This is a genomic window from Psychroflexus salinarum, from assembly GCF_042677225.1.
Classification (GTDB): Bacteria; Bacteroidota; Bacteroidia; order Flavobacteriales; family Flavobacteriaceae; genus Psychroflexus; species Psychroflexus salinarum.
Genome location: NZ_JBHTIV010000002.1, coordinates 271527 through 295099, shown reverse-complemented (window position 1 = coordinate 295099; position 23573 = coordinate 271527). Strand labels below are relative to the sequence as shown.

22 protein-coding genes and 1 tRNA gene are annotated in these 23573 nt (G+C 33.6%); 13 read left to right on the top strand and 10 right to left on the bottom strand.

Translation table 11 applies throughout. The annotated features are described in order from the left end of the window. Window positions 1–219: 219 nt before the first annotated feature. Together ACFQ0R_RS01365 and ACFQ0R_RS01360 are read left to right on the top strand one after the other, a co-directional pair. Complete coding sequence (locus ACFQ0R_RS01365; RefSeq protein ID WP_379656575.1) at window positions 220–2091, top strand: T9SS type B sorting domain-containing protein; 1872 nt, start codon at window positions 220–222, stop codon at window positions 2089–2091. An 87-nt stretch (window positions 2092–2178) separates the two neighbouring features. Next, a complete protein-coding gene (locus ACFQ0R_RS01360; RefSeq protein WP_379656574.1) occupies window positions 2179–2355 on the top strand; it encodes a Lacal_2735 family protein in 177 nt (58 codons plus the stop codon). Here the strand turns inward: ACFQ0R_RS01360 and holA are convergent. Beyond that, window positions 2352–3359: a DNA polymerase III subunit delta gene (holA, locus tag ACFQ0R_RS01355; RefSeq protein ID WP_379656573.1), complete on the bottom strand. Its 1008-nt coding sequence runs from the start codon at window positions 3357–3359 to the stop codon at window positions 2352–2354. The two genes, ACFQ0R_RS01360 and holA, sit on opposite strands and share 4 nt — an antisense overlap. Before the next feature lie 41 nt (window positions 3360–3400). Between holA and ACFQ0R_RS01350 the strand changes: the two genes are divergently transcribed. The 5 genes from ACFQ0R_RS01350 to ACFQ0R_RS01330 all read left to right on the top strand — a co-directional run bounded on the left by ACFQ0R_RS01350 (window position 3401) and on the right by ACFQ0R_RS01330 (window position 6592). Further along, entirely contained in the window at window positions 3401–3841 is a 441-nt protein-coding gene (locus ACFQ0R_RS01350) for a type I restriction enzyme HsdR N-terminal domain-containing protein (protein ID WP_379656572.1), read from the top strand. 4 nt (window positions 3842–3845) lie between these two features. Further along, a complete protein-coding gene (locus ACFQ0R_RS01345; protein ID WP_379656571.1) occupies window positions 3846–4850 on the top strand; it encodes a glycosyltransferase family 2 protein in 1005 nt (334 codons plus the stop codon). Window positions 4851–4914: 64 nt separating this feature from the next. Further along, the gene (locus ACFQ0R_RS01340) at window positions 4915–5757 is read left to right on the top strand and encodes an OmpA/MotB family protein (protein ID WP_379656570.1); all 843 of its coding nucleotides are present in this window, start codon (window positions 4915–4917) and stop codon (window positions 5755–5757) included. A gap of 114 nt (window positions 5758–5871) precedes the next feature. Then, window positions 5872–5945, top strand: a tRNA-Arg gene (locus ACFQ0R_RS01335). 227 nt (window positions 5946–6172) lie between these two features. Further along, window positions 6173–6592, top strand: a complete 420-nt coding sequence (locus ACFQ0R_RS01330) for a DUF2141 domain-containing protein (RefSeq protein ID WP_379656569.1) — start codon at window positions 6173–6175, stop codon at window positions 6590–6592. 59 nt (window positions 6593–6651) lie between these two features. On the opposite strand, the gene ACFQ0R_RS01325 is transcribed toward ACFQ0R_RS01330, so the two are convergent. The 5 genes from ACFQ0R_RS01325 to ACFQ0R_RS01305 form a co-directional block, all read right to left on the bottom strand. Further along, the gene (locus ACFQ0R_RS01325; RefSeq protein ID WP_379656568.1) at window positions 6652–7683 is read right to left on the bottom strand and encodes a PAS domain S-box protein; all 1032 of its coding nucleotides are present in this window, start codon (window positions 7681–7683) and stop codon (window positions 6652–6654) included. Between the two features lie 151 nt (window positions 7684–7834). After that, window positions 7835–8581 carry a hypothetical protein gene (locus ACFQ0R_RS01320; protein WP_379656567.1) on the bottom strand — a complete coding sequence of 249 codons (747 nt, stop codon included), beginning with the start codon at window positions 8579–8581 and terminating at the stop codon, window positions 7835–7837. Window positions 8582–8776: 195 nt separating this feature from the next. Beyond that, the gene (locus ACFQ0R_RS01315; protein ID WP_379656566.1) at window positions 8777–10138 is read right to left on the bottom strand and encodes a hypothetical protein; all 1362 of its coding nucleotides are present in this window, start codon (window positions 10136–10138) and stop codon (window positions 8777–8779) included. A gap of 114 nt (window positions 10139–10252) precedes the next feature. Continuing rightward, window positions 10253–11614: an alpha/beta hydrolase family protein gene (locus ACFQ0R_RS01310; RefSeq protein WP_379656565.1), complete on the bottom strand. Its 1362-nt coding sequence runs from the start codon at window positions 11612–11614 to the stop codon at window positions 10253–10255. A 36-nt stretch (window positions 11615–11650) separates the two neighbouring features. Continuing rightward, on the bottom strand, window positions 11651–12412 hold the full coding sequence (locus ACFQ0R_RS01305; RefSeq protein WP_379656564.1) for an MBL fold metallo-hydrolase: 762 nt from the start codon (window positions 12410–12412) through the stop codon (window positions 11651–11653). 103 nt (window positions 12413–12515) lie between these two features. Between ACFQ0R_RS01305 and ACFQ0R_RS01300 the strand changes: the two genes are divergently transcribed. After that, entirely contained in the window at window positions 12516–13034 is a 519-nt protein-coding gene (locus ACFQ0R_RS01300; protein ID WP_379656563.1) for a GNAT family N-acetyltransferase, read from the top strand. Between the two features lie 77 nt (window positions 13035–13111). On the opposite strand, the gene ACFQ0R_RS01295 is transcribed toward ACFQ0R_RS01300, so the two are convergent. Next, complete coding sequence (locus ACFQ0R_RS01295; protein WP_379656562.1) at window positions 13112–16360, bottom strand: S41 family peptidase; 3249 nt, start codon at window positions 16358–16360, stop codon at window positions 13112–13114. A 192-nt stretch (window positions 16361–16552) separates the two neighbouring features. On the opposite strand from ACFQ0R_RS01295, the gene ACFQ0R_RS01290 reads away from it, so the two are divergent. From ACFQ0R_RS01290 to miaE, 4 genes are read left to right on the top strand one after another with little or no spacing between them, the layout of a single operon-like run. Beyond that, entirely contained in the window at window positions 16553–16717 is a 165-nt protein-coding gene (locus ACFQ0R_RS01290; RefSeq protein ID WP_379656561.1) for a YqaE/Pmp3 family membrane protein, read from the top strand. 5 nt (window positions 16718–16722) lie between these two features. Further along, complete coding sequence (locus tag ACFQ0R_RS01285) at window positions 16723–17811, top strand: endonuclease/exonuclease/phosphatase family protein (RefSeq protein WP_379656560.1); 1089 nt, start codon at window positions 16723–16725, stop codon at window positions 17809–17811. A 37-nt stretch (window positions 17812–17848) separates the two neighbouring features. After that, entirely contained in the window at window positions 17849–19678 is a 1830-nt protein-coding gene (locus ACFQ0R_RS01280) for a DNA polymerase III subunit gamma/tau (protein ID WP_379656559.1), read from the top strand. A 2-nt stretch (window positions 19679–19680) separates the two neighbouring features. Next, the gene (gene miaE / locus ACFQ0R_RS01275) at window positions 19681–20265 is read left to right on the top strand and encodes a tRNA-(ms[2]io[6]A)-hydroxylase (protein ID WP_379656558.1); all 585 of its coding nucleotides are present in this window, start codon (window positions 19681–19683) and stop codon (window positions 20263–20265) included. Window positions 20266–20336: 71 nt separating this feature from the next. Here miaE and ACFQ0R_RS01270 read toward each other — a convergent pair whose 3' ends face one another. The 3 genes from ACFQ0R_RS01270 to ACFQ0R_RS01260 form a co-directional block, all read right to left on the bottom strand. Further along, the gene (locus tag ACFQ0R_RS01270; protein WP_379656557.1) at window positions 20337–21287 is read right to left on the bottom strand and encodes an aldo/keto reductase; all 951 of its coding nucleotides are present in this window, start codon (window positions 21285–21287) and stop codon (window positions 20337–20339) included. Window positions 21288–21372: 85 nt separating this feature from the next. Next, entirely contained in the window at window positions 21373–22191 is an 819-nt protein-coding gene (locus tag ACFQ0R_RS01265; protein ID WP_379656556.1) for a lysophospholipid acyltransferase family protein, read from the bottom strand. A 39-nt stretch (window positions 22192–22230) separates the two neighbouring features. Beyond that, a complete protein-coding gene (locus ACFQ0R_RS01260; RefSeq protein ID WP_379656555.1) occupies window positions 22231–22869 on the bottom strand; it encodes an NUDIX hydrolase in 639 nt (212 codons plus the stop codon). Between ACFQ0R_RS01260 and ACFQ0R_RS01255 the strand changes: the two genes are divergently transcribed. After that, window positions 22857–23573 (top strand): peptidylprolyl isomerase, encoded by a 717-nt coding sequence (locus ACFQ0R_RS01255; RefSeq protein WP_379656554.1) that lies wholly within the window; start codon window positions 22857–22859, stop codon window positions 23571–23573. The genes ACFQ0R_RS01260 and ACFQ0R_RS01255 overlap by 13 nt on opposite strands.

Below are 23573 nucleotides of genomic sequence, written 5' to 3'. Positions count from 1 at the left end.
CGAAAAAAGATTGTTGATGAAAAGTACTTTTCATCAACAATCAATTACTATTTTTAATAATGAAATTAATGTTTAATAACGGTCAACTTTAATCAGGGAAGTTCATAAAAACATTCAACCCTTACAAGTATATTAGATTTAGGACCTATTCTTAAAAGGAATAGGTCTTTCTTTTTTCAGTAATCGTATTTTTGCAGTCTTAAGTTAATGGGTAACCTTTTGAATAAAAAATTAATAATAGCAGTACTGTTTGCTTTTGTTGCAAGTTTCGGTTCATCAGCTCAGAATGGTTTAGGATTTTGCCAGGGAAATTCTGGAGATGCCATTTTTAAAGAAGATTTTGGACAGGGAACACAAAACGGACCAGCATTACCTCCAGGTACGACTACATACGAATTTGTTAATGGGAACAATCCTGACGATGGTCAGTATACCATCACTAACAGCACGTTTGACTTTGGTTGGAATCTCCCCCAGGATCATACGCCAAATGACGAAAATGGTAAAGCTCTCGTTATAAATGCAGATTTTACACCAGGGGAATTTTTTAAAACAACTATCAACAACCTTTGTGTTAATAATTCTTATGAATTTTCTGCCTGGCTTATAAACATCTTACCAGCTTCAGGTTGCGAGGGGAACGGGATCCCTGTTAATGTCAAATTTCAGATTTGGGATGAAACCAATACCACAATTTTGGCTGAAGGCGATACTGGAAATATTTATGGAGCGAGCTCTCCAGTATGGGATCAGTTTGCTTTAACTTTCACTACACAACCAGGGCAAAACTCTGTCATTTTAAAGATGTTAAATAATGGAGAAGGCGGGTGTGGGAATGATTTGGCCATAGATGATATCGTATTTAAATCCTGTGGTGATTTTACTGAAATCATTAGTCAAAATGGTGAAACAAATATCCAGCTCTGTGAAGATGAATCCTTAACAAATCTCACTTTAGAAGCCAGTCCTGATTTTAGTATTTATGAATCGCCAAATTATCAGTGGCAAAACAGTCAAGATGGTGACAACTGGTCTAATATTCCTGGTGAAACAAATAATCAATTGGTAATTCCACAAATTAACAGTGATCAATTTTATAGAGCGCTTGTAGCTGAAGATTTTACCAATGTAAATAGCACTGCTTGCAATAGTATTTCTTCTGTTTTTGAGGTAAATCAAATTGAATTTAAAGATCCGGTAAGTAATGGTGATGTATATAGTTGCGGAGGAGAAATAAGAAGTATTGAAGTACAAACCAATTCAGATATAAGTGTGAACTGGTATGATAGTCCTACTGGAGGAATTCTTTTGGCAGAAAACACCTTCGTCTATGAGCCAGAAAGCAATGGAACTTATTTTGCGGAAGCAACAACTATTCAAGGAAATTGTATAAATCCTAACCGTATAGCTATTCAATATACTGATTTTGAAACTCCTGAACTTTTTGATGAAACCATAAAAATTTGTATAGGTGAAAGTGTGAATTTAAGTGAGAGCTTTGAAAATGTTGATTATCTATGGAGTAATGGAGAGACAAGTAATTCTATTGAGGTTAATAGCGCTGGAGTTTATGGCCTTCAATTGACTACAGAAGATAATTGTGTAGTTTCCAAAAGTTTTACTGTTGAAAACTTTACAAATCCAATCATCTCAAATGTTTCTAAAATTGACAATTCATTAGTTATTGAATTAGCTTCAGAAGGAGATTTCAGCTACTCAATAGATGGAAACAATTATCAAAATCAACCTGTTTTTTATAATTTATCAGGAGGCTTATATACAGTATATGTTCGTGAAAATAATGGCTGTAAAATAGTTACAAAAGAATTTTTATATATTGAGATTCCAAAATTTTTCACACCAAATAGTGACCAAATTAATGATGAATTTCAGATTGGAGGTGATATTTTTTTTGATGACTTTGAAATAATGATTTTTGACAGATTTGGAAAAATATTGATTCAAAGTAATAAGGCACCTTTCCAATGGGATGGTACTTACAACGGGAGAAAAATGCCTCCAGACGATTATTGGTATCGTATCAAAATAAATGACAAAACCTACAGCGGAAATATTTCATTAATTCGCTAAGCTTAACTCGCCAATAATTTTTCGTTAATTTAATATATGTTTATAAATAAAATCGGTCCTGTAATTTGAACTTGCAAATAAAAAATTATGTTTGGACTATTCAAAAAGAAAACAGATTTAGAAAAACTTCAAGAAGAATATAAAAAACTTCAAAAAGAAGCTTTTGATTTGTCAAAAAGCAACCGACAGAAATCTGATGCTAAACTTAAAGAAGCGGACGATGTAAGCAAGAAAATAGATGAACTAAGAGCTAAAGAAAACTAGCGCATCAATTTTACGAGCAATTCTTTTAATAAGTCACCATTTGAAATTTGATTGGATTTTACACCTTTACCTTTCATATCGACTTCACGGATTAAAGCTATAGCTTGACTTGCTTTTTTCATAGAGTATTTTTGTGCCGCAAAACTGTAATCTTTTACAAAAAAAGGATTTACTCCCAAAGCTCTTCCAGCAGCGTTTTGAGACTTGTCTTTTAGTGCATGATATCTCAAAAGCTTATTAAAAAATGAATTGAGTTGCGCTATTGTAAGTACTATTGGATGGTTTTTTGAGTTTTGAGAAAAATATGATACAATCTGTTGAGCTTTAACTTCATCTTTAACCCCAATTGCTTTAGTCAATTCAAAATTATTAAAATCTTTACTTATTCCTATATTTTCCTCAATGAGTTCGGGTGTAATTTTTGAACCTTTAGGCAGCACATGCTGAAGCTTTTCAAGCTCTTTATAAATATGAGAAAGGTTATTTCCTAAAAATTCGACTAGCATTTCTGAAGCTTTTGGAGCTATTGTATATCCAGAAGCATGAAGTGTTTCTGAAATCCATTGGGGAACCTGGTTATCATAAAGAGGTTTTGTTTCAAAGTAAACTGCTTTCTTTTTCAGCGACTTAGTTACTTTCAATCGACCATCCATTTTTTTGTATTTCACACAAAAAACTAAAATGGTGTTTTCTTGAGGTTGTTCAACATAAGAAGACAAACTATCTAAGGTTTTCATCAAAGATTGAGCTTCCCTCACAATAATAACCCTATGGTCTGCCATCATTGGGTATTGTTTAGCTTGGCCTACTATATCATCTATAGTAACGTCTTTACCATATAAAATACTTTGATTGAAAGCTTTTTCTTCTTCAGAGAGAACAGTTTCCTCAATTTTATCAGCAATAAGGTCAACAAAAAAAGTCTCCTTCTCTCCTACCAAGAAATAAATAGGAGAAAATTTACGCTGATCGAGGTCTGAAAGTATAGATTTAAAATCCTTCATAGGCTAAGCTTCAATTTGATTCAATTTCGTTTCTTTGAATTATGCAAAAATTGAATTTTCCAGAATATTCATTTAAGCTCAAAAGTAAAGAAAATAAGCCTGTTATATTTTCTATTTTGAGGAAAAAATATCTTGTGCTGACTCCTGAAGAATGGGTCAGGCAACACTGCGTTCGTTTTTTAATCTTAGAAAAAAATTACTCTAAAGATTTACTGAATGAAGAGCGCCAAATCGAAATTAACGGTATTTTGAAGCGTTATGATGTGGTTGCATTTTCACCTAATGGTAAAATCAATCTTATTGTAGAATGCAAAGCACCTAAAGTGACTATTACACAAGATACTTTCGATCAAATTGCTAGATATAACATGGCATTAAAAGCAGATTATTTGATGATTACTAATGGTATCAATCATTACTTTTGCCAGATGGATTATAATAAAGAAACCTATGTTTTTTTAGAAACTTTGCCCTCATATTAAATAAATGGAAGTAGCAGTTATTATTTTAAATTGGAACGGAAGAAAACTATTAGAAAAATATCTTCCTTCTGTCATTACTCATTCTGAAAATGCAAAAATTTATGTTGCAGATAATGCCTCTTCGGATGACTCTTTAGAATTTTTAGCAAAACAATTTCCAGAAATAATTATTTTAAAAAACACTACAAACCTAGGTTTTGCAGGAGGCTACAATGAAGCTTTAAAATATGTAGAAGAAGAAGTTTATGTCTTATTAAATAATGATGTCGAAGTTACTCAAGGATGGCTTACTGGGATATTATCTTTATTTGAGACCTCCAAAAAAATTGCAGCGATCCAACCAAAGATAAAGTCAATCCAAAATCCTACAAAATTTGATTATGCTGGAGCTGCAGGAGGTTTTATAGATGCCATAGGATATCCTTATTGTAGAGGACGTATTTTTGATCACATTGAAGAAGATAAAGGACAGTACGATACAGATATTGAAATTTTTTGGGCTAGCGGTGCCTGTTTTGCCATTCGTAAAAACTGTTTTAGAAAAGCTAAAGGATTTGATGAAAGTTACTTTGCACATCAAGAAGAGATTGATTTGTGCTGGAGGCTGAAAAACTTAGGATATTCTATTTGGTGTGCTTCAAAGAGTGAAGTTTACCACCAAGGCGGAGGAACATTATCAGGTTCAAGTCCAAAAAAAACATTTTTAAATTTCCGAAACTCATTAAATACACTTTTAAAAAATTCAAAGAAAAATCCACTGCCTATCATTTTACTCAGGATGATTCTGGATGGCTTAGCTGCATTACGTTTTATATTTAATGGGCAACTTTTACACTTTTTTGCTATATTTAAAGCACATATAAGTTTTTATAGTCTTATTCCTAAAATGTTAAAACAGAGAAAACGGATAGAAAAAAAACAGCAGGAATTCATTATAAATAGCATAGTTTGGCATAGCTTTGTTTTAAATATAAAAAGCTATAATGCATTAAAAAACGACAATAAATAATTGTTAAGTCGTTTATTAATTAACTAGTAGAAACTAAATTTGTATAACTAAAATTAAACGTAAAATGAAAAAATTATTTGCTATTGCAATTACAGGTGTTTTGATGACGTCTTGTGTTTCCAACAAGAAATTTGCGGAAATGGAAGATAAATATCAATCCACTCAAGATCAATTAAAAACAGCTGAAATGAAACTTTCTGCTTGTGAAGATGATAAGAAATCTATAAGAGCTTCTTATGAAAGTCAGATTAAAACACTTCAAAATACAAATGCAGCTCTTCTAGATACTCAAGGAGATATTGTAACTATTTCTAAGAAAGGTGCTGAAAATCTAGAGCGTTCTTTAGAAAGCATGCAGGAAAAAGATCTACAGATTAAAACCATGCGTGATGCTATCAATAGAAAGGATAGTGTAACACTCGCTTTAGTTACGAGTTTGAAAGGAGCACTAAGTGATGTAAATGACGAAGACATCCAGATTAACGTAGAAAAAGGTGTTGTCTTTGTTTCTATTTCTGACAAATTATTGTTTGGAAGTGGGCAGTATAAAGTAACAGATGAAGCTAAAAGAGTTCTTGCTAAAGTAGCTAAAGTTGTCAATGATAAGAAAGATTTTGAATTTATGGTTGAAGGTCATACTGATACGGATCCTATTTCAAGAACTAATATTGAAGACAATTGGGACTTAAGTACTAAAAGAGCTACAGCTGTCGTAAGAATTTTACAAAATGAGTATGGTGTAAATCCAGCAAGAATGACTGCAGCAGGACGTGGTGAATTCCAGCCAGTTGCAAGTAATGATACTGCAGCAGGAAAAGCTAAAAATAGAAGAACTAGAATAGTCGTTCTTCCTAAATTAGATCAATTCTTTGGAATGATTGAAGAAGGGATGAAAAATGCTAAATAACTTAGCATAATCCAATTTTTGAAGCCCCATTTACTTGGGGCTTTTTTATTAAATAAATTTGAAAAGATTAGTTGTTTAAAAGAAGATTATTTCTATATTTGCACTCGCAAAATAGGTCGCGTAGCTCAGTTGGATAGAGCATCTGCCTTCTAAGCAGACGGTCACAGGTTCGAATCCTGTCGCGATCACATTTTTCTCAAAACCACATCGATATGATGTGGTTTTTTGTTTTAAACTTCTGAGTTTTCCACTAATTGTATTTTAAACTATAAACCCTACTCTTTTAATTTAAAATGTCTAAAAGTTGCTTAATTCAAGTTAATTTTTCCTTAGTCGCTTTATCTTAAGTTTTATTTCAAGAATTATGTATTAAATTTAGAATTGATTTGTAAAATATTTTAACCAAATAAAGATTATGAAAAAGCTATTTTTAAGTTTCTTATTAGTTTCAATAAGCTTTGTTGGATTTGCACAAGATATAAGTCTGAAAGTGATTGTTGAGGGTATTGAAGAGCAGAAAGGAACTATTTACCTTTCTATTCATGATAATGAAGAAAGCTTTCCTAGCGATAACGATAAAGCTGTAAGTACTGGACAGATTACAGGATTTGGTTCTACAGCAGAATATACATTTGAAAATTTGAGCAAAGGTGTATATGCCGTTTCAGTTTTCCAAGACTTAAATGGAAATGCAAAAATGGACACTAATTTTATTGGAATACCAAAAGAGCCAGTAGGAGCATCAAAGTTGACATCTTTTGGAAGACCTAAATTTTCAAAGTGTAAATTTATTTTGAGTGAAAATTCAACAATAAGTATAGAGTATATAAATTAAAAAATTACTCTATTGATTTGGTTTAAAGAAATCACCACAATAGAGTAATGTGATAGTATTTAATACAAATTTCTTTTATGTTTTTTGAATTTAATCTCATACTCACTCTCGTTTGCATACTTTACTATTCCTCTGGTAATATGATCTAGTTCATTTGCAGCTTCTTTCAAAAATGAAATAGTTTTATAATTAGTTTCGCTTTGCAAATTTTCAATATTCAACAAATTTGATAAGCCAAGAATATTAGCAACAGGTTTTCTGAGTTCATGAGAATGCTTCCATGCTATTTTTTTAAAAGCATTGTTTTGATTAACAATTGTATCTTGATTTTCTTTAGCTACTGTCAAGTCTTCCAGAATAACAATAACGTTTAGATTATCGTTATCGTAAAAGCTATTTAAGCTTATTCCTACAGTTACATTTTCATCTTTCTTATTTACAAAATTCAAAAAGTGATTCACTCTCATTTTTTTAGCACTATCGTCAATATATTGGCTAAAGAGTTTGTTGTAATCCTTCACTTTATCTTTGTGAAAAAGAATTTCTAACTTTTCACCTAAAATTTCTTTAGGCGAATATCCAAAAATATTCTCAAATTCATTATTTACATATATTATGTAACTTTGTTCACATAAGATAAGTAATGGGTGGGGAATTGCCTCTATAGTCTTTGTCAGTTTAGTTTGAGACTCCTTAAATTTCATATTATTATGTTGAGGGCCTGTAATATCAAATCCAACACACAATATACCAATGGGTTGAAGGTTTTCGTCACTCAATACGGAAGACTCCCACTGGGTCCAATTATAACCTTTTTTATCTTTTAAAGGTTTTCTTATTTCTACAGGAAAACACTCAAATGGATGTTCAAAGCATTTATTTACTAATGCCTCCATTTTTGCCTTTTCATCAGGATGCATTGTTATCGCTGAAGATTTTCCAACAAACTCATGTGTTATGAAAGAGAATCGATTTTTGAATGTTTCATTTACATAAGCATAGTTACCTTTTAGATCGGTTACTACGACATCATAGATTTTAGAATTTTTGAGAGAATGAGGTATTTTATTGATAAGAATATCATCTTGCATTTATTTTTGTTTAGATAAGTGACCGCTCACTAATTGTTAAACAAATGTAAATAATAATGTAATCGTAGCAATGACAGACAACAAAAAATTATGATATTAAAACTTTATAAGCGTAGTAATTAAATAGTAAAAAAATAAAAATTTTACAATGTTAATTGTCACTCAGAAATTTAGTTGGATAGGCTTCAGAATATGGAGACCATATTTCATAAATCGGCTGACCTTTGGAACTTTGACCTCTGTGATGCCATCTGCCATTGATAACTTCATATTCAAAGTCAAGTTCATCTCCTACTCTGGTCTTATTTTTAGAAAAGAAGCCTATGTCTTCTATATAAATACCCTCTTCTGCTGAATAGTTACCTCCTCCAGTGGCATTAAAAGTTTTTGTAGCCGAATTGAAAGCTACCCACTGAAAACGATTCCCATTCAAGATTTTGATAGTTCGTCGATCACCAGGGGTCATTGTATTCATTTTATCCCCTCTTTTTCTTCCTGTAATTACCCAGTTTCCAGTTAATTCATCTTCTTCATCAGATAGTCTTTTCCATATTTTTATATGTTCAGCATCAGATATTTCAACCTTATCATCACTGAGCCAGGAGAGCTTGTATTCTCTTTCCTCATTAATTTTGGAATTATCGTAGGTGTCATAATCTCTTTTTTCTATGAGAGTATTTCCATCAATTTTGTATTCCCCACCAGCTGCTCCAAGAAATGAATTGTCTTCTAGCTTCTTAGATCCTAAGGAGAAATAGCCATCTACCACAATTTTTACAACTTCTCTGTTGGTAATTTTTTCATCGTTTAGACTAATAAGTTGCCATGAACCTTCAAATGATTGCGCTAAACTTAAGTTGGCTACTAAAATTATAAAAGAAAATAGGATTGTTTTCATTTTGACTGATTTTGTGTTTATATAGTTGACTATTCATGAAATTTTGATTAAAAATAATCTTTTTATTTCAGATAAGTTTCTAAATTGGATTTAGCTTATTTATTCAGTTTAGTTTACACCTCTAGACGTTATCATAATTACTATCTTGATATTTAAGCTTAGTATCTAAAATCAAAAACTCTAATTGTATCAAATTCAGAAATGAAAATTAGTTACAAAATTGAGCTGATGAAAGTTACTTCTATTGAAAAATAATTCAGGCTGATTTTCGTTTTTGTTTTCTCTGTAGACCCATAGTAAATCAAAACTTAAACCCTTAAAAAACCCTTTTGGACTGTAGGTAAATTGTGTATTGAATTGTCGTGTACTGTCTATGTTATACTTATTGAGATGAAAATCTCCTACTTCTGCACCACTTAAATCTTGATAATTGAAGCCAATTTTTAGATTTGGATTTATAAAATGATAATCTATCCTGAAGGTAAAAACATCAACTCCTCCAAGGCCTTCTAATCTAGACCTTGGCATAGACGTATAAAAATTATCTCTTCCTATTTCCTTTGGAAATAGAAACCTGCCGGTGTCCATTGCATGAGTATAAGCTAAACTTACCTCCCATGGTGTATTGAACCATGATAATTTCGTGCTGAAAATATTGGCTCGCTCATCTGGTTGTAGATATCTATTTTCAAAATTTAGCTGATCGCCAAAGTCTAGCGGTCTTGAGTGTGCATATTGAATCCCAATTTTATAGGATTGAAATGTAAGGTCTACCTCCAACCAAGAAATGTTGCTGATTTTATCAAAAAGAAAATTATAAAAATGAAAATTTAAATTATCACCTTTAATACCATAACTCACAACTGAAATACCATTACTTGGATAGAAATTTCTATAACTGGCTAGTTCTCCGTTAGGCTGAAATCCTTGATTTACAAGCCCAAATACATCTTTGAAATCGAACCAATCATATGAAGCTCTTGGTGATACTCTGTTGAGCCAACCCAAATCCAAACTGTGAGAGGAATCAAAATTGAGATGCATCCAAGCGCCGGAATGCGCAAATCTATTCATCCGTCCATCACTCGCATTTATGATTCTCGTATATTCTGTTTTAATCTTTCCGTAGGATAAATAATTATTCCCTACTTGATACTTTAGATAAAGCTCATCCAACCTTACTAAATGATTGAATTCTCCTTTATTGAAAACGTCGTAAAGTTCAAACTCCCACTTATCACCCCTCTCAACAACAGGATCAATACTTTTCAAATCACTACCAATAGTTTTGTAAGTAAAACTTGCCTGGATTCCAGCTTGAAATCCTTTGAATGACTCTGTTTTAAAATTAATGACACCCCCAGATGCATTTGTAGAATAATTCTGAAGACTACCTCGATTGTACGTAGCCATTGTAAAATTTCGAATTCTACCCTTTAACGTAGAATTTTTGAAGTAATTTTCAATACGAGATTGTCTTTCATCTTCAACTCCATTTTGCGCATTACTAGTCGCAATGCAGGCAAGAAAAAGAATTAAAAATAAATTAGTTTTCAATTTGGTTGAGAAGTTTTTGCTAATTCACAAAAGTAAATATCTACTGTGATTTTAAGTGTAACGTGTGTTACCCATATTGACCTCAACTAGACATAAAAGATTCCAAAATCTTATTTATAGAGTTCTCATCATCCAGTCCTTAATATATTTTAAAACTTCTGGAGACATGGTTTGTTCAATTGTTCCATATTCTGCACTGTCGCCTGTTTCACTTTCTTGGAAAAGATGATTTAATCCCTCAAATTCTTTTATTTCAATCTTTTCGTTGCCTCCTTTTTTCACTGCAAGTTCAATGGCCTCTAAATTTTCTTTTGAAGACACCTGGAAATCATTGGTTCCACCTATAGCCAGGACTGGACAGTCTACCAAACTTAGATATTGAGAAGGCCTATTTCTTAAAAGACCCAATATTTCTTTTGATAACACTTGCTCTACAATAGCCTTCAATTCTTTTTCCATCATCACATCTGCATAATTTTCTTTCATAAATTGAATAAGTTCAACTTCAAACTGTTTGCCTGTCGCGCTGCTTGTTCTTATAAATTTAAAGGTATTTTCAAAAATTTCATTAGACTGTTCTACCTGAGTATCATTCAATCCTCTGATTTTTAGAAAGTCTGCTCTTTGTTTCAGCATCATTTTATCACCATCAATGCCTGGTGCTGCAAGTAAGATCAAAAATGAAATATCTTCTTTTACAGCCAGTCTTGGGGCAACAACTCCTCCAATGCTATGTCCTAAAAGACCTATTTTTTCTGAATTTATATCGTCCCTAACTTTCAAAAAATCATAAGCAGATTTAACATCAGTTATAAAATCTTCAAGTTCGGCTTTTAGAAATTCACCTTCAGACTCTCCGACGCCACGTTCATCAAACCTGAAAACACCTACTCCGCTTTGAGTTAACTCATGAGCCAATAGTAAAAAAGGCTTATGCCTCAAAATTGTACTATTACGGTCTTGAGGTCCGGTCCCGCTTATAAGAATCACAACTGGAAATTCCCCTTCTTTTTTTGGCAAAGTAAGTGTTCCAGCCAGATCTATGCTATCTTTTGCATTTGTAAAGACCACATCTTCCACATAATAATCAAAAGGTGGCTGTGGTTCTTGTGGTCTTTCTAATTTAGTATTTCCACGGGAGAGGTTTAATTTCAAAGACATTCCATTTTGAATAAAATTCCCAGCAATAGTATCCTTTGTAGACCATTTTCCCTTATATTTTGCTCTTAAAGTTTCTATATCGATTGTCAATAAAGAATCTGCTAAAGAGGTGGAGGTGGTTTTTAAATCACTAAGGTTTTGAGCAGGAGAGCTAATCAAAGATTGGTATTTTCCTTCACTTTTATAAATTTTGAAATTAATAACGAGTGATGTTCCTGCAAAGTTCAATTCACCGGTCCAGTCCCCAGAGATATCTTGGGCATAGTTAGTGAAAGAAATTAGCAAAGAGAATAGAATGATGTAAAAAAATTTCATAGTAGTAAGTATAGGTTGATTTGTAAGGTATATTTTTTAAAATTCCTTCGACTCTCCATCTTCAGGAATCCAGACTTTATGATTTAGTTTTTGTTCTTTGAATTTCGATTTCAATTCTGCACGTGTAGTTGGACAATGATTCAAAGCTTCAAGATGATTACAAATAGTCGTTCCAAAATTTAAATTCGTGAACCTTACAATATCTTCTTCGGTCATCAAAATAGGCTCATATTGATCCAGCTGTGCAGATCCACAAGCAATCACTGAAATTTCAGGTTCATAGTTAACCAAAACTCTGGCAACCTCATCTGTAAAAATAGTGTCAGATGCCAAATACAAACTTGGCTCATTAGGCAACTCAATATAAAAACCCATCACATTTCCCATCAACTCCGCAACTTCTCCATATCCATGTTGAGCAGGAATTCCTTCTATTTTTCCACCCAAAAAAGCCTCTGGCTGATGATAATTTAATTCCTGTACAACCCTCAGACCTTTGTCTTTTAGATTTTTCGCATCCAAAACACTACAGGTTACCGCAAGATTATTCTCTTTTATAAACTTTATTCCAGCTTCATCTAGGTGGTCTGCATGTTGATGAGAAATTAAAACCTGAGTTGTTTTTGCAAGTTTATATTTAGCATTGGGTAACTGAACCAAGGGATTTCGTTGAGGAGGAAAACGTTCTTTGGTAAACGCTTCAATAGTTCCCACCTCGCCAAGCATTGGGTCTACCAAGATGAAATCAGTTTCAGTTTCAATTACGACTGTAGCATTTCGGAGATGATGATATATCATTATTCTGAATTTGTTTTAAATTGACTTGTTGCTCAAAGATAATTCAACTTTTATTATAAAGATAAGTTGATGCTATTGCTTTTATTTGCAGAAAAATTGAAAGATGTCGATAAGTATAAAAGCTATTGGTTCCTCTGAAGTTGAATCTCTAGCAAAACTAAGTCAAGCCACTTTTATAGAATCTCATGGGCATAGCGCCGAAGCTTCAGATATTGAAAATTACGTTGACTTTCATTTCAATATAGAAGAACTTTCAAAAGCCCTTAATGATCCTAATATTCATTTCAATAAAATATATTTCAATAACCAACTTGCTGGTTATTCCAAACTTATTTTAGATAAACCTCAACCCTTCACAGACATCACACCTATCGCCAAATTTGAAAGGCTTTATCTTTTAAAAGATTTCTACGGACTTGGTTTAGGCGAAGAACTTTTGAAACATAATATAGAAATCGCAAGAAACCATCAACAAAGAGCTTTTTGGCTATTTGTCTGGACCGAAAATAAAAAAGGACTCAAGTTTTACACTAAAAATGATTTTAAAATCATCGGTGAACATGATTTCAAGATCAGTGACAAACATTCCAACCCCAATTATGTGATGTTGAAAATGATTTAGTTTACGGCGTTCTGTTTTACATATAATAAACCGTGAAATATGAATACTCCACGGCTCATTCTATTTCATTTAGATTTTTATTTTTTATCATAACCTTCTGGTCGCTTCCACCTCACTGGAGCTTCAGGCTCTGGTTCCATTTTAAATTCTTCAGTTTCCAGCAACTTCAAAGCTTCCTGTACTGCTTTTTCCAACTGTGCATCTCTGCCTTGCAAAGCCATTTTAGGTTCATCAATCACTTCAATATCTGGTGCTACACCTTCACCTTCTACAGCCCATTCTCCATCAGTATCATAAAAACCTCCTCTTGGTGCCACCATTCTACCGCCATCAATAAATTGAGGCGTATCCCAGGTCCCCACAAGTCCGCCCCAGGTGCGAGTTCCTACCAAAGGACCGATGTCTTTTTTCTTGAACATGTAAGGTAGTAAATCTCCACCGGAACCAGCTCTTTCATTGATAATCATCACTTTTGGCCCCCAAATTCCTGCTAAAGGTGAAGTCCAAGGTCTGTTATCTCCTGCCTTACTGTTGAAGTAACCAATAGGTTCACGGGTCATAATATCTATCATATAATCTGCAGCAGAACCACCTCCGTTGTTTCTTTCATCTAAAACAACTCCTTTTTTATCTTGCTGTGAGAAATAATAACGATTGAAGCTTGTAAACCCTGGCTGACTTGTATTAGGGATATACACATATGCCAGTTTTCCATCGGACATTTCATCAACCTTTCTTCTGTTGCTTTCTACCCATTCTATATACCTAAGTCCATTTTCTCTTCTGACGGGTTTGACATATACAAGTTCTGCTCCAGATAATGAAGCCTTACTGTTTACCATCAAAGAAACTGTTCTTCCAGCAGTTTGTGCGAAGTGTTCATAAATATTATCATCGGCAGTAATGCTTCTACCGTTCACTTCCAAAATATAATCTCCTTCTTTTATCTTTTGGCCGGTTAGACCTAAAGGAGCTTCAATATCAGGATTCCACTTCTCTCCGTCATATACTTTGGTAATTTTATAATGCCCGTTTTCAATTTTATAATCAGCGCCAAGCAAACCTACAGGAACTCTTTCCACATCTGGCATATCTCCACCAGAAACATAAGAATGACCAATGGCTACTTCACCGCTTAAGATATCAACTAAGTAATTCAAATCTGTTCTATGATGCACATGCTCAACCCAAGGCTGATACCAACTGTACACCTTGTCCCATGGAGCACCGTGTACATTGTCCACATATAGAAAATCACGCATAAATCTCCAGCCTTCTTTGAAAATCTGGGCATACTCAGCTTTTGGATTTACATTCATTTTAGCCGAAATTGAAATTTTATCCTCTGGTTTTACTTTTCCTTTGGTATCGGTTATGTTCCAACTTCCATCTTTTTGAATTAGTGTAAAATCACCATTTTTGGAGAGTACCATTTGGCTAACCCCTTCTTCAAAATCTTCAGCTTTTTCTTCCTTTACATCATAGTTATGAACTTTTAATCCATCTTTATTAGGAATTGATTCTGCTATGTATAGCTTTTGTTCTTGGGAACTTCTGATAAATTGATAATTCCTTGCTGGTAATTTTAAGGCAACAACTCTGTCTTGAATATTATCAAAATCAATATTTACGATTTTGGTTTCTTCTTTTTTATCATTCTCCTTTTTGTTTTTATCGTCCTCATCTTCGGCTTTCTTTGCTTCCTCTTCATCGCTTTCTGGCAAGTTTGGAGCCTTCCCATCAGCGCTTAAAACGACTGTATATAAACTTCTTGTAACTGAGGGATCATAAGAACTCATGTCCAACCAGCCTGTATTTAAACCATAGTCTGTACTTGCTAAGAAATACAAATAGTCTCCAGACTGATCCCATTGTGGTGAAGTAGCATCTGCCAAAGGATCCGACACTTGATGTGTTTTTCCAGATTCGATGTCATAGACGAAAATAGCTTTGAAATGGCTGTTTTGCTGTTTTTCATAAGCAATAAAACGACTGTCTGGTGAAAAGTTGGGATTCATTGTCCTATTAGGATGTGCAAAGCCGTCAGTATCTACTTTTTTGACTTTTCCATTTTCTAAATTGATATACCACAAGTTATAATCAGTGTCAGTGTAGCTGATCAGTTTTCCATCTGGTGACCAATCTGGAGTGAAGTAGAATGTTGGATTTTTTAGAGCATAAGATTTTTGGTTGTCCCCAAATTGATCTGCAACTACCATTTGATATTCTCCACTTTCGTCTGAAAACCAGGCAATTTTATCTCCTTTTGGTGACCAAATCGGAAACCTGTCGGCAACTCCACTACTCTGAGTTATGTTTCTCCAGCTTCCTTCCTCTTTTGGAAACGTAAATATGTCTCCTCTATGTTCAAAAACAGCTCTTTTACCATTTGGTGAAAGATTCGGATTGCTCACATTTCCTCCGTTTACATCTTCCCATCTTTCTCTGCTAAAATTCAAATCACTAGCTACATTTATTTTTAATTGTTGGGCTGATTTGTCATTCGTATTTAAGGTGTGTAAATATCCCCCTTGTTCGTAAACAATTTGATCTCCGAAGGCATCTAAACTTTTGACATCAAATTTTTTATGAAAAGTGATTTGTTCTTCTTCTTTAGATTTTAAATCATAACTCCAGATATTACTCACATAATCCCTTTCTGATAAGTAATATACTTTTTCTCCAACCCAAACCGGGTCTAGATGTCTCTCCCTGTCTAACTGGGGTGTTCTGGTCAATTCCTGGTTTTTCAAATTCAAAATCCAAATCGGCATAGCCTGTCCACCTCGGTAATTTCTCCACTCGGGATCCCATGAAGTAATAGGAGTATAAGCTAAATAATCCCCATTTGGAGACACTTCTCCATAAGCCGCTCTAATGTCTACCAAAGGCTGCGGAAAACTCCCTTCAGTTGATACAGTAAATAATTGTGAAGTTTGAGTAGGATGTGATTTTCTACCAGTTCGAAATAGTATTTCACCAGAAGGTGTCCAGCCTTGCACAATATCACCTCCAGGGTGATAAGTCAATCTTTTTGGCGTTCCTCCATCAGCAGGAATTACATAAACATCTGTATTGCCATCATATTCTGCACTAAAAGCAATCCATTTTCCATCATCAGAAAAGTGCGGTGAAGATTCATAGCCTTCATAGGTTGTCAGTCGAATCGCATCACCGCCAGAAAGTGGTGCTTTCCACAAATCATTAGCATAAACAAAAACCACATCTTCAGCCGATAAAGTTGGCTGTCTTAAGAGCATGGTCCCTTGACTAAATGATTCAAAAGAAATAAAAACAATCAATAGTAATAAATATATTTTTTTCATGCGAACTTGTTTAAAATATTAAACGTTGAATTTATAAAAAAATTAAATTAATCTGAGATATTAATATTTGATTTTAGATCATCTAAATTTTAACTAATTGGTTTTAAATAAATATATTGGTTAAAACCAAAATAATTTGTTGTTGAAATCATTAGTTTCATCTAGATTAGTTGAATAATAAAACCTAAATCAATGAGTATCTTAAGAATTATTTTTGCAATCATACTTCCACCATTGGGAGTTTTCCTTACAATAGGAATTCGACCTGCTTTTTGGCTCAATATCTTACTTACTATTTTAGGCTTTATCCCTGGCATTATTCACGCCATTTGGATAATTGCTAAAAACGACAAATAACTTCAATGATTACTACCGTCATTATTTGGCAAATCCTGATGTCCATTTTTGCATTTGTGACTTTGTTCAAAATAGATCATTGGATAGTGAGACTGTTTGATTTTCCTAAAGTTCAATTATTGGTATTAAGCCTATTTGGTTTGTTTGCTGGTATGGTTTACTTTAACTTTAGTAGTCTTTTTCAATGGATTGGAACAGGTTCGGTATTGTTCGCCATCTTCTTTCATATTAAAAAAATACTTCCTTATACCTCATTTTTAAAAAAAGAAGTCTTGAGAACTACTCCAGATAGTTCCTCAAATTGTGTGAGTTTAATGGCAAGCAATGTACTGATGTCTAACACTCATTATGATAAGTTACTTCGTCAAATTAAAAAATACCAGCCTGATATTTTACTGACTTTAGAAAGCAATAATGATTGGGAAAAAGCGCTTCAATCGATCGAAAATGAATATCCGTTTACGGTAAAAATCCCACAAGATAACTTCTACGGAATGCATTTATATTCTAAAATAGAATTGCAAGATGTGAAAATAAACTACCTTTTAAAAGATGATATACCTTCAATCGAAGCTTATTTAAGATTGGATGAACAACATAAAATTAAACTCTATGGACTTCATCCTAAACCACCTAGCCCTACAGAAGCAAAAACGTCTACCAAACGAGATGCAGAATTACTGATTGTAGCCAAACGAGTAAAAGGGCTTGATGAACCTGTTATTGTTTTTGGAGATCTCAATGATGTGGCCTGGTCTAGAAGTACGCGTTTGTTTAGAAAAGTAAGTGGATTATTAGATCCTAGAATTGGCCGCGGTCGTTTTAGCACATTTCATGCACAACATAAATTATTGAGGTGGCCACTAGACCATTTGTTCCACAGTAAAGAGTTTAGTTTAAATAGAATTCATGTATTACCAGAAATAGGTTCTGATCATTTTCCGATTTACGCCAAATTAGAATTGACCACTATTGCTGAAGAACGGCAAGAGGAACATGAAGCTGATTCTGAAGGACAAAAACTGGCAGATAAAAAAATTGAAAAGGCATTTACAAAAAACTTCTATGAATACTCAAAATTAAAATCGATGTAGCGTTGTCGTATACTATTCATAAAACTATATTTGTGTTATGGAACATTTTGTTGTCTCAGCCAGAAAATACAGACCTGAAACTTTTGAAGATGTTGTTGGACAAAGAGCAATTACAAATACTCTGCTCAATGCTATCAATAATGATCATCTAGCTCAAGCGCTACTTTTTACAGGGCCTAGAGGTGTTGGAAAAACTTCTTGTGCTAGAATTCTCGCCAAAAAAATAAATCAGGATGCTACTGATGATGAAACTACAGATTTTGCTTTCAATATTTTTGAATTGGATGCAGCTTCCAACAATTCTGTAGATGATATCAGAAACCTTACAGACCAAGTAAGAATCCCCCCACAATCTGGAAAGTATAAAGTCTATATTATAGATGAAGTGCATATGCTTTCTCAAGCAGCTTTTAATGCGTTCTTAAAAACACTGGAAGAACCACCCAAGCATGCTATTTTTATATTAGCAACTACCGAGAAGCACAAAATAATTCCGACAATTTTATCGCGCTGCCAAATTTTCGATTTCAAACGCATTACTGTTGGGGACATCAAGGAACATTTGGCAGAAATTGCTAAAAAAGAAGGTGTCAATGCAGATGAAGATGCTTTGCATATCATAGCTCAAAAAGCAGATGGAGCCATGCGTGATGCCTTGTCTACTTATGATAGGGTTGTTAGCTTTAGCGGAAACAATCTTACCAGAGAAGCAGTTACAGAAAATCTAAACGTTTTAGACTACGAAACTTTTTTTAAGACTACTGATTTATTACTTGAAAACAATATTCCTGAAGCTTTAATTTACTTTAATGAGATCCTGGCCAAAGGTTTTGATGGTCAGCATTTTATTGCTGGTCTCGCCTCTCACTTCAGAGACTTGATGGTTTCCAAAAATCAGCAAACTATTGCTTTACTAGAAGTTGGAGAACGTACGAAATCCAAATATTTCGAACAATCGCAAGCAACGTCTTATACGTTTTTACAAGAAGGAATTGACTTGGCTAATACCTGTGATTTTAACTATAAATTGAGTCAAAACCAGCGTTTACATGTGGAATTGTGTCTCATGAAATTAGCATCTCTCACAGATCCTAATTCAACAGAAAAAAAAAAGATTAAACACAACATCTTAAGTCCAGAAGAGGTTAAAAAAACTTCATCTGGATTTTCTAAATCAACTAATGATCAACCCTCTACTGAAAAGGTTGTCGAAAAAGCTTCAGATAAACGTAAATTTGAAACTGAAGACAAGACTTTAAAACCTTCTCCACCTCAAGACGTTGACAATAAATCAACTGAAGCTATAAGCTCACAAGCTGAAACCACTAAGCCGACAGAGGCAAAATCAGAAGAGAAACAGTTAGCTGAAGAACCACAAGAAAAAATAAAACCCTCGCTAAAAGACCTTCCCAAAAAGGTAAATGGTCTTTCTATAAAGAGTATTCAGGAAAAGAAACGTCTTAAGGAACAGCAAAAAAAAGATAAGCCTGAAGAAGAAAAGTTAACTGCTGAATTTACTGAAGAAGATATGCTCAAAGCATGGAAAGATTACATGCAGGTTTTGAGTGATAATGGAAGTAAAATAGTTGCGTCTGTAATGGGTACGTCTAAGCCCAAACTCGATGGACACGTCATAAAACTGGAACTTCCTAATGAGTCTATGAAATTGAACTTACTTCAAGATCAAGGTGAATTGATGAGGTTTTTGAAAGACAAATTACAGAATACTTTAATAAGTCTTGATATCACGGTGAATCATAAATCTGAAAAGAAGTATGTATACACACCCCGTGAAAAATTTGAAAAATTACGAGATAAAAATCCTAATTTAGAATTACTGAGAACAACTTTTGACCTAGATATATAATTATGCTTGGACTTAAATTACCTACTGACCCAAGATGGGCAAACATTGCTGAAAAAAATATAGATGAAATCTTGATCGATCATGCTTACTGCGAACAGAAAGCTGCATCTACTGCTATCTCATTGATTGTTTCTTTTCCTGAATATACAGAACTTGTAACTGCCATGACGGAATTGGTTCAAGAAGAAATGAGTCATTTTAAAATGGTACACGATTTATTGAAAGAAAAAAATATACCCTTGGGCAGAGACCGCAAAGACGATTATGTAGCAAAACTAGTTACTTTCTTCCCAAAAGGCGGTAGTCGGCAAACTCAGCTTGCTCACAGATTGCTCTATGCAGCCTTGATAGAAGCTAGAAGCTGTGAACGATTCAGACTATTATCTGAAGAATTAAGCGATGAAAAACTAAGACGCTTTTACCGTAAGTTGATGATTAGTGAAGCTAATCACTACACCATGTTTTTAGGTTTTGCAAGACAATATCATAACGTAGAAGAAGTTAACCAAAAATGGTCTGACTTATTGGATTATGAAGCTAAGATTCTACAATCTTTTCAAGATGGGGCTTCAGTCCATGGATGGTAAATCAGTGAAATTTATTGCACAAAAAAAGCCTGAATTTTCATTCAGGCTTTTATATTAATTAAGATGAAAATTTATTCATCAAAAATATTGGAATATTTACCATCAGAGGTTTCAAAAAATTTTCCGTTCACATATCTGTAATGCTTATTTATTTCACTAAATTTTTTCATATCATCAGGATCTAAATTTACATCTTGACTTTTGAAATTTTCTTCTATCCTCTCTTTGTTGGTTGATTTAGGAATTGTGATGACATCACGTTCTAAATGAAATTGAATAAGAACTTGTGCTGGTGTAGCTTTATGTTTTTCTGCAATAGCTTTTACTACTTCATTATCAAGCAAAGTAGGTTCATCATCTGCTTTCATTTCTTCAGTTCTATCCTGACTTCCCAATGGAGAATATGCGGTTACTAGGATGCCATTATCATGACAAAACTTTTTAAGCTCATGTTGATGTAAATACGGATGAGATTCAACTTGATTCATTTCTGGAACGAAATCTGTTTCTTCCATCAAATCACTCAGTCTTTTCTTGCTGAAATTAGAAACCCCTACATGATTAACTAAGTTTTCCTTCTTCAAATCAACCATTGCTTCCCAAGTTTCCTTGAGGGGAACTTCATCTAAAGATAAAAAGTCATCATCTGACTCCGGAAAGCCTTCCAGACCAGATTTGAACGCTACTGGCCAGTGCATAAGATATAAATCTAAATAATCAAGTTGTAAATCTTTAAGTGTTTTTTCTAAAGCTGGCTTTACATCTTCTTTGCGGTGAGCATTGTTCCAGAGTTTTGAGGTGATGAAAACGTTACTCCTTTTGATGTTTCCTTCATCAAAAATTTCTTTTAACCCCTCACCTACCTCTTTTTCATTGCCATAAACGGCTGCACAATCTATGTGCCTGTAACCAATGGTAAGAGCATGTTTTACAGCTTTTTTGACCTCACCTGGCTCAGATTTCCAAGTTCCTAATCCTATCGCGTCTATTTGATCGTTATTATTAAATTTTAAAGTTTTCATGATATTTAGTTTTGTATGAATATAAATTCAAACAAATCAATATCAAATTTGAGAGCTAACTTTAAATTAGATTTAACTTTGAGTCTTAATTCTTCTTGTTTTTGGCACTGTAGCGTCTTTGCTCATTGAGAGATTCATGAGCTTTAATTTCGCTTTCTGGAATAACTTTCAAAAATGAAGGATGTTGTTCTATAGCATATTCAATTTTTTCAATAATACTATTTACATCTTCATTTTCGTAATCTATTTCTAATGGTTCCTTAATAATCATAGATTGAAGAATATTCCTTTTTTTAATACGGATCCCTTTTTTATCAAAAGACCTTCTAAAACCATCTATTACAATAGGTACAACAACAGGTTTATATTTTTTAATTATAAACGCTGTTCCTTTTCTAATAGGCTTCCAAGGCTTTGTTGTACCTTGAGGAAATGTTATTACCCAGCCATCATTAAGAGCTTTACCAATATTGGAAATATCACTCATTTTCACCTGCCGGTTAACGCTTTGTCCATCAGCTCGCCAAGTTCTATCAATACTTACAGAACCTGCATAAGCCAAAACTTTAGGCAAAAGACCTTTTTTCATTGTTTCTGCTGCAGCTACATAATAGATATTTAGTTTTGGATCCCACAAGTAACCAACATTTTTTATATTGTCCACTCTTCCGCTTAAAGAAGCATTGAATACATGATACATTGCGACCACGTCTGCAAAATAGGTCTGGTGGTTGGAAACAAAAAGAACGTTTCTATCTGGCAAATCTTTTATGATAGAAGAACCTTCTATCTGAAGATCATTAAAACCCTGATAGCGTTGATGAGTAAGTCCTCCCATTATCCTTATCAGCCATTTTTTTAAAAATAGATAATGTCCAAAAGGATTTTTCTTGAATAAGCCCATATCTCAAAAAGTTGATTACAAATATACGGTTTTATAGACTTATCTTAATCTTGAGAAGAGTTCTCTTATTTCGCTTAAAATCATTGCGGTAGCTCCCCATACCACATGACCCTCAAAATTGTAAGCTGGCACTTCTACATTTTTAGCATAAGAGGCGTCTATAATTTCCTTTTTAAAATTGGATTTATCAAGACAAATAGAGAGTGGAAGTTCTATAAGATTTTCTACTTCACTTTCTTGTAAAACAAAAATAGGCTCAAAATCTATGATGCTTAGAAAAGGATGGACTAGAAAATTGGAAGGAGGTATATACAATTGTGTAAGTGGTTTTATAATTTGAATACTGCTAGCTGAAATACCTATTTCTTCTTCGGTTTCTCTTAAAGCTGTTTCCATTATATTTTCATCTATTTCCTCTACTCGTCCACCAGGAAATCCTATTTGGTTGGAGTGAACTCCTTTGTAAGTTTTCCTGAGGATGAAAGCCATGTATGCTTTCCCGTCTTTTGGATATAAAAGAGACAAAACTCCTGCATAATTTGGATCTTTCCCCTTTAAGTCAATACGTTTTAGTTCATCTTGACGAAATAAAGGAGCGAGATCATAATGAAAAGTTTCGCCAGGAAGTTCTATTTTCTTTAATTTTGAAATCAAATCTGTCAGCGATGAAAAGTCCATTTTATATTTTATGTCTGTTAACTATTCTAGTTTCTTGTAAAGAAAACAAAGATAATTCAACTAAAGAATCTGAAGTTGATAAAGATACAATTGCAGAAAAGATTGAAGTAAATATTCCATCAAATGGTAGAACAGATAAAGACTTATCTGAAATAAAATTTCTAGAACAAGAAGAGTTAATTCCTTTCTTGAAAAAATACGGAAAAGAAAATCCAGAATCAGTTGTAGATATTGAAACTGATTTTGGAACCTTTACTATTGAGCTATTTCCTGAGCCCGTACTTCACAGAGCCAACTTCTTAAGGCTAGTTAAACTCGACTATTTTGACACAGCAGTGTTTCATAGAGTGGATAGCAATTTTGTCATACAAGGAGGAAACAGCGATAGAATGGCAACTCATGAATTCAGAAAAGCCATTGGCGATTATTTAATTCCAAACGAGTTTACTCAAAAATATCCTCATGATTATGGAGCAGTATCCGCTGCAAAGTATGCGGAGCAAAATGTAAGTAATGCTTCTTCCCCTTTTGAATTTTTTGTAGTTACAAAACCAAACGGAGCTTATCATCTCGATGGTGACCATACTGTCTTTGGAAGAGTTATCAAAGGAATGGAAGTAGTCGAAAAAATTGATGACTTAGAAACTGATGCTAGTGAATGGCCGCTCAAAAATGTAGGAATGGAAATGAAAGTTGTAAGATAA

Coding starts and splice junctions, on each gene's coding strand:
- ACFQ0R_RS01360 (WP_379656574.1), top strand. CDS start 2,179: ATGTTTGGACTATTCAAAAAGAAAACAGATTTAGAAAAACTTCAAGAA.
- holA (WP_379656573.1), bottom strand. CDS start 3,359: ATGAAGGATTTTAAATCTATACTTTCAGACCTCGATCAGCGTAAATTT.
- ACFQ0R_RS01350 (WP_379656572.1), top strand. CDS start 3,401: ATGCAAAAATTGAATTTTCCAGAATATTCATTTAAGCTCAAAAGTAAA.
- ACFQ0R_RS01345 (WP_379656571.1), top strand. CDS start 3,846: ATGGAAGTAGCAGTTATTATTTTAAATTGGAACGGAAGAAAACTATTA.
- ACFQ0R_RS01340 (WP_379656570.1), top strand. CDS start 4,915: ATGAAAAAATTATTTGCTATTGCAATTACAGGTGTTTTGATGACGTCT.
- ACFQ0R_RS01330 (WP_379656569.1), top strand. CDS start 6,173: ATGAAAAAGCTATTTTTAAGTTTCTTATTAGTTTCAATAAGCTTTGTT.
- ACFQ0R_RS01325 (WP_379656568.1), bottom strand. CDS start 7,683: ATGCAAGATGATATTCTTATCAATAAAATACCTCATTCTCTCAAAAAT.
- ACFQ0R_RS01320 (WP_379656567.1), bottom strand. CDS start 8,581: ATGAAAACAATCCTATTTTCTTTTATAATTTTAGTAGCCAACTTAAGT.
- ACFQ0R_RS01310 (WP_379656565.1), bottom strand. CDS start 11,614: ATGAAATTTTTTTACATCATTCTATTCTCTTTGCTAATTTCTTTCACT.
- ACFQ0R_RS01305 (WP_379656564.1), bottom strand. CDS start 12,412: ATGATATATCATCATCTCCGAAATGCTACAGTCGTAATTGAAACTGAA.
- ACFQ0R_RS01300 (WP_379656563.1), top strand. CDS start 12,516: ATGTCGATAAGTATAAAAGCTATTGGTTCCTCTGAAGTTGAATCTCTA.
- ACFQ0R_RS01295 (WP_379656562.1), bottom strand. CDS start 16,360: ATGAAAAAAATATATTTATTACTATTGATTGTTTTTATTTCTTTTGAA.
- ACFQ0R_RS01290 (WP_379656561.1), top strand. CDS start 16,553: ATGAGTATCTTAAGAATTATTTTTGCAATCATACTTCCACCATTGGGA.
- ACFQ0R_RS01285 (WP_379656560.1), top strand. CDS start 16,723: ATGATTACTACCGTCATTATTTGGCAAATCCTGATGTCCATTTTTGCA.
- ACFQ0R_RS01280 (WP_379656559.1), top strand. CDS start 17,849: ATGGAACATTTTGTTGTCTCAGCCAGAAAATACAGACCTGAAACTTTT.
- miaE (WP_379656558.1), top strand. CDS start 19,681: ATGCTTGGACTTAAATTACCTACTGACCCAAGATGGGCAAACATTGCT.
- ACFQ0R_RS01270 (WP_379656557.1), bottom strand. CDS start 21,287: ATGAAAACTTTAAAATTTAATAATAACGATCAAATAGACGCGATAGGA.
- ACFQ0R_RS01265 (WP_379656556.1), bottom strand. CDS start 22,191: ATGGGCTTATTCAAGAAAAATCCTTTTGGACATTATCTATTTTTAAAA.
- ACFQ0R_RS01255 (WP_379656554.1), top strand. CDS start 22,857: ATGAAAAGTCCATTTTATATTTTATGTCTGTTAACTATTCTAGTTTCT.
- ACFQ0R_RS01260 (WP_379656555.1), bottom strand. CDS start 22,869: ATGGACTTTTCATCGCTGACAGATTTGATTTCAAAATTAAAGAAAATA.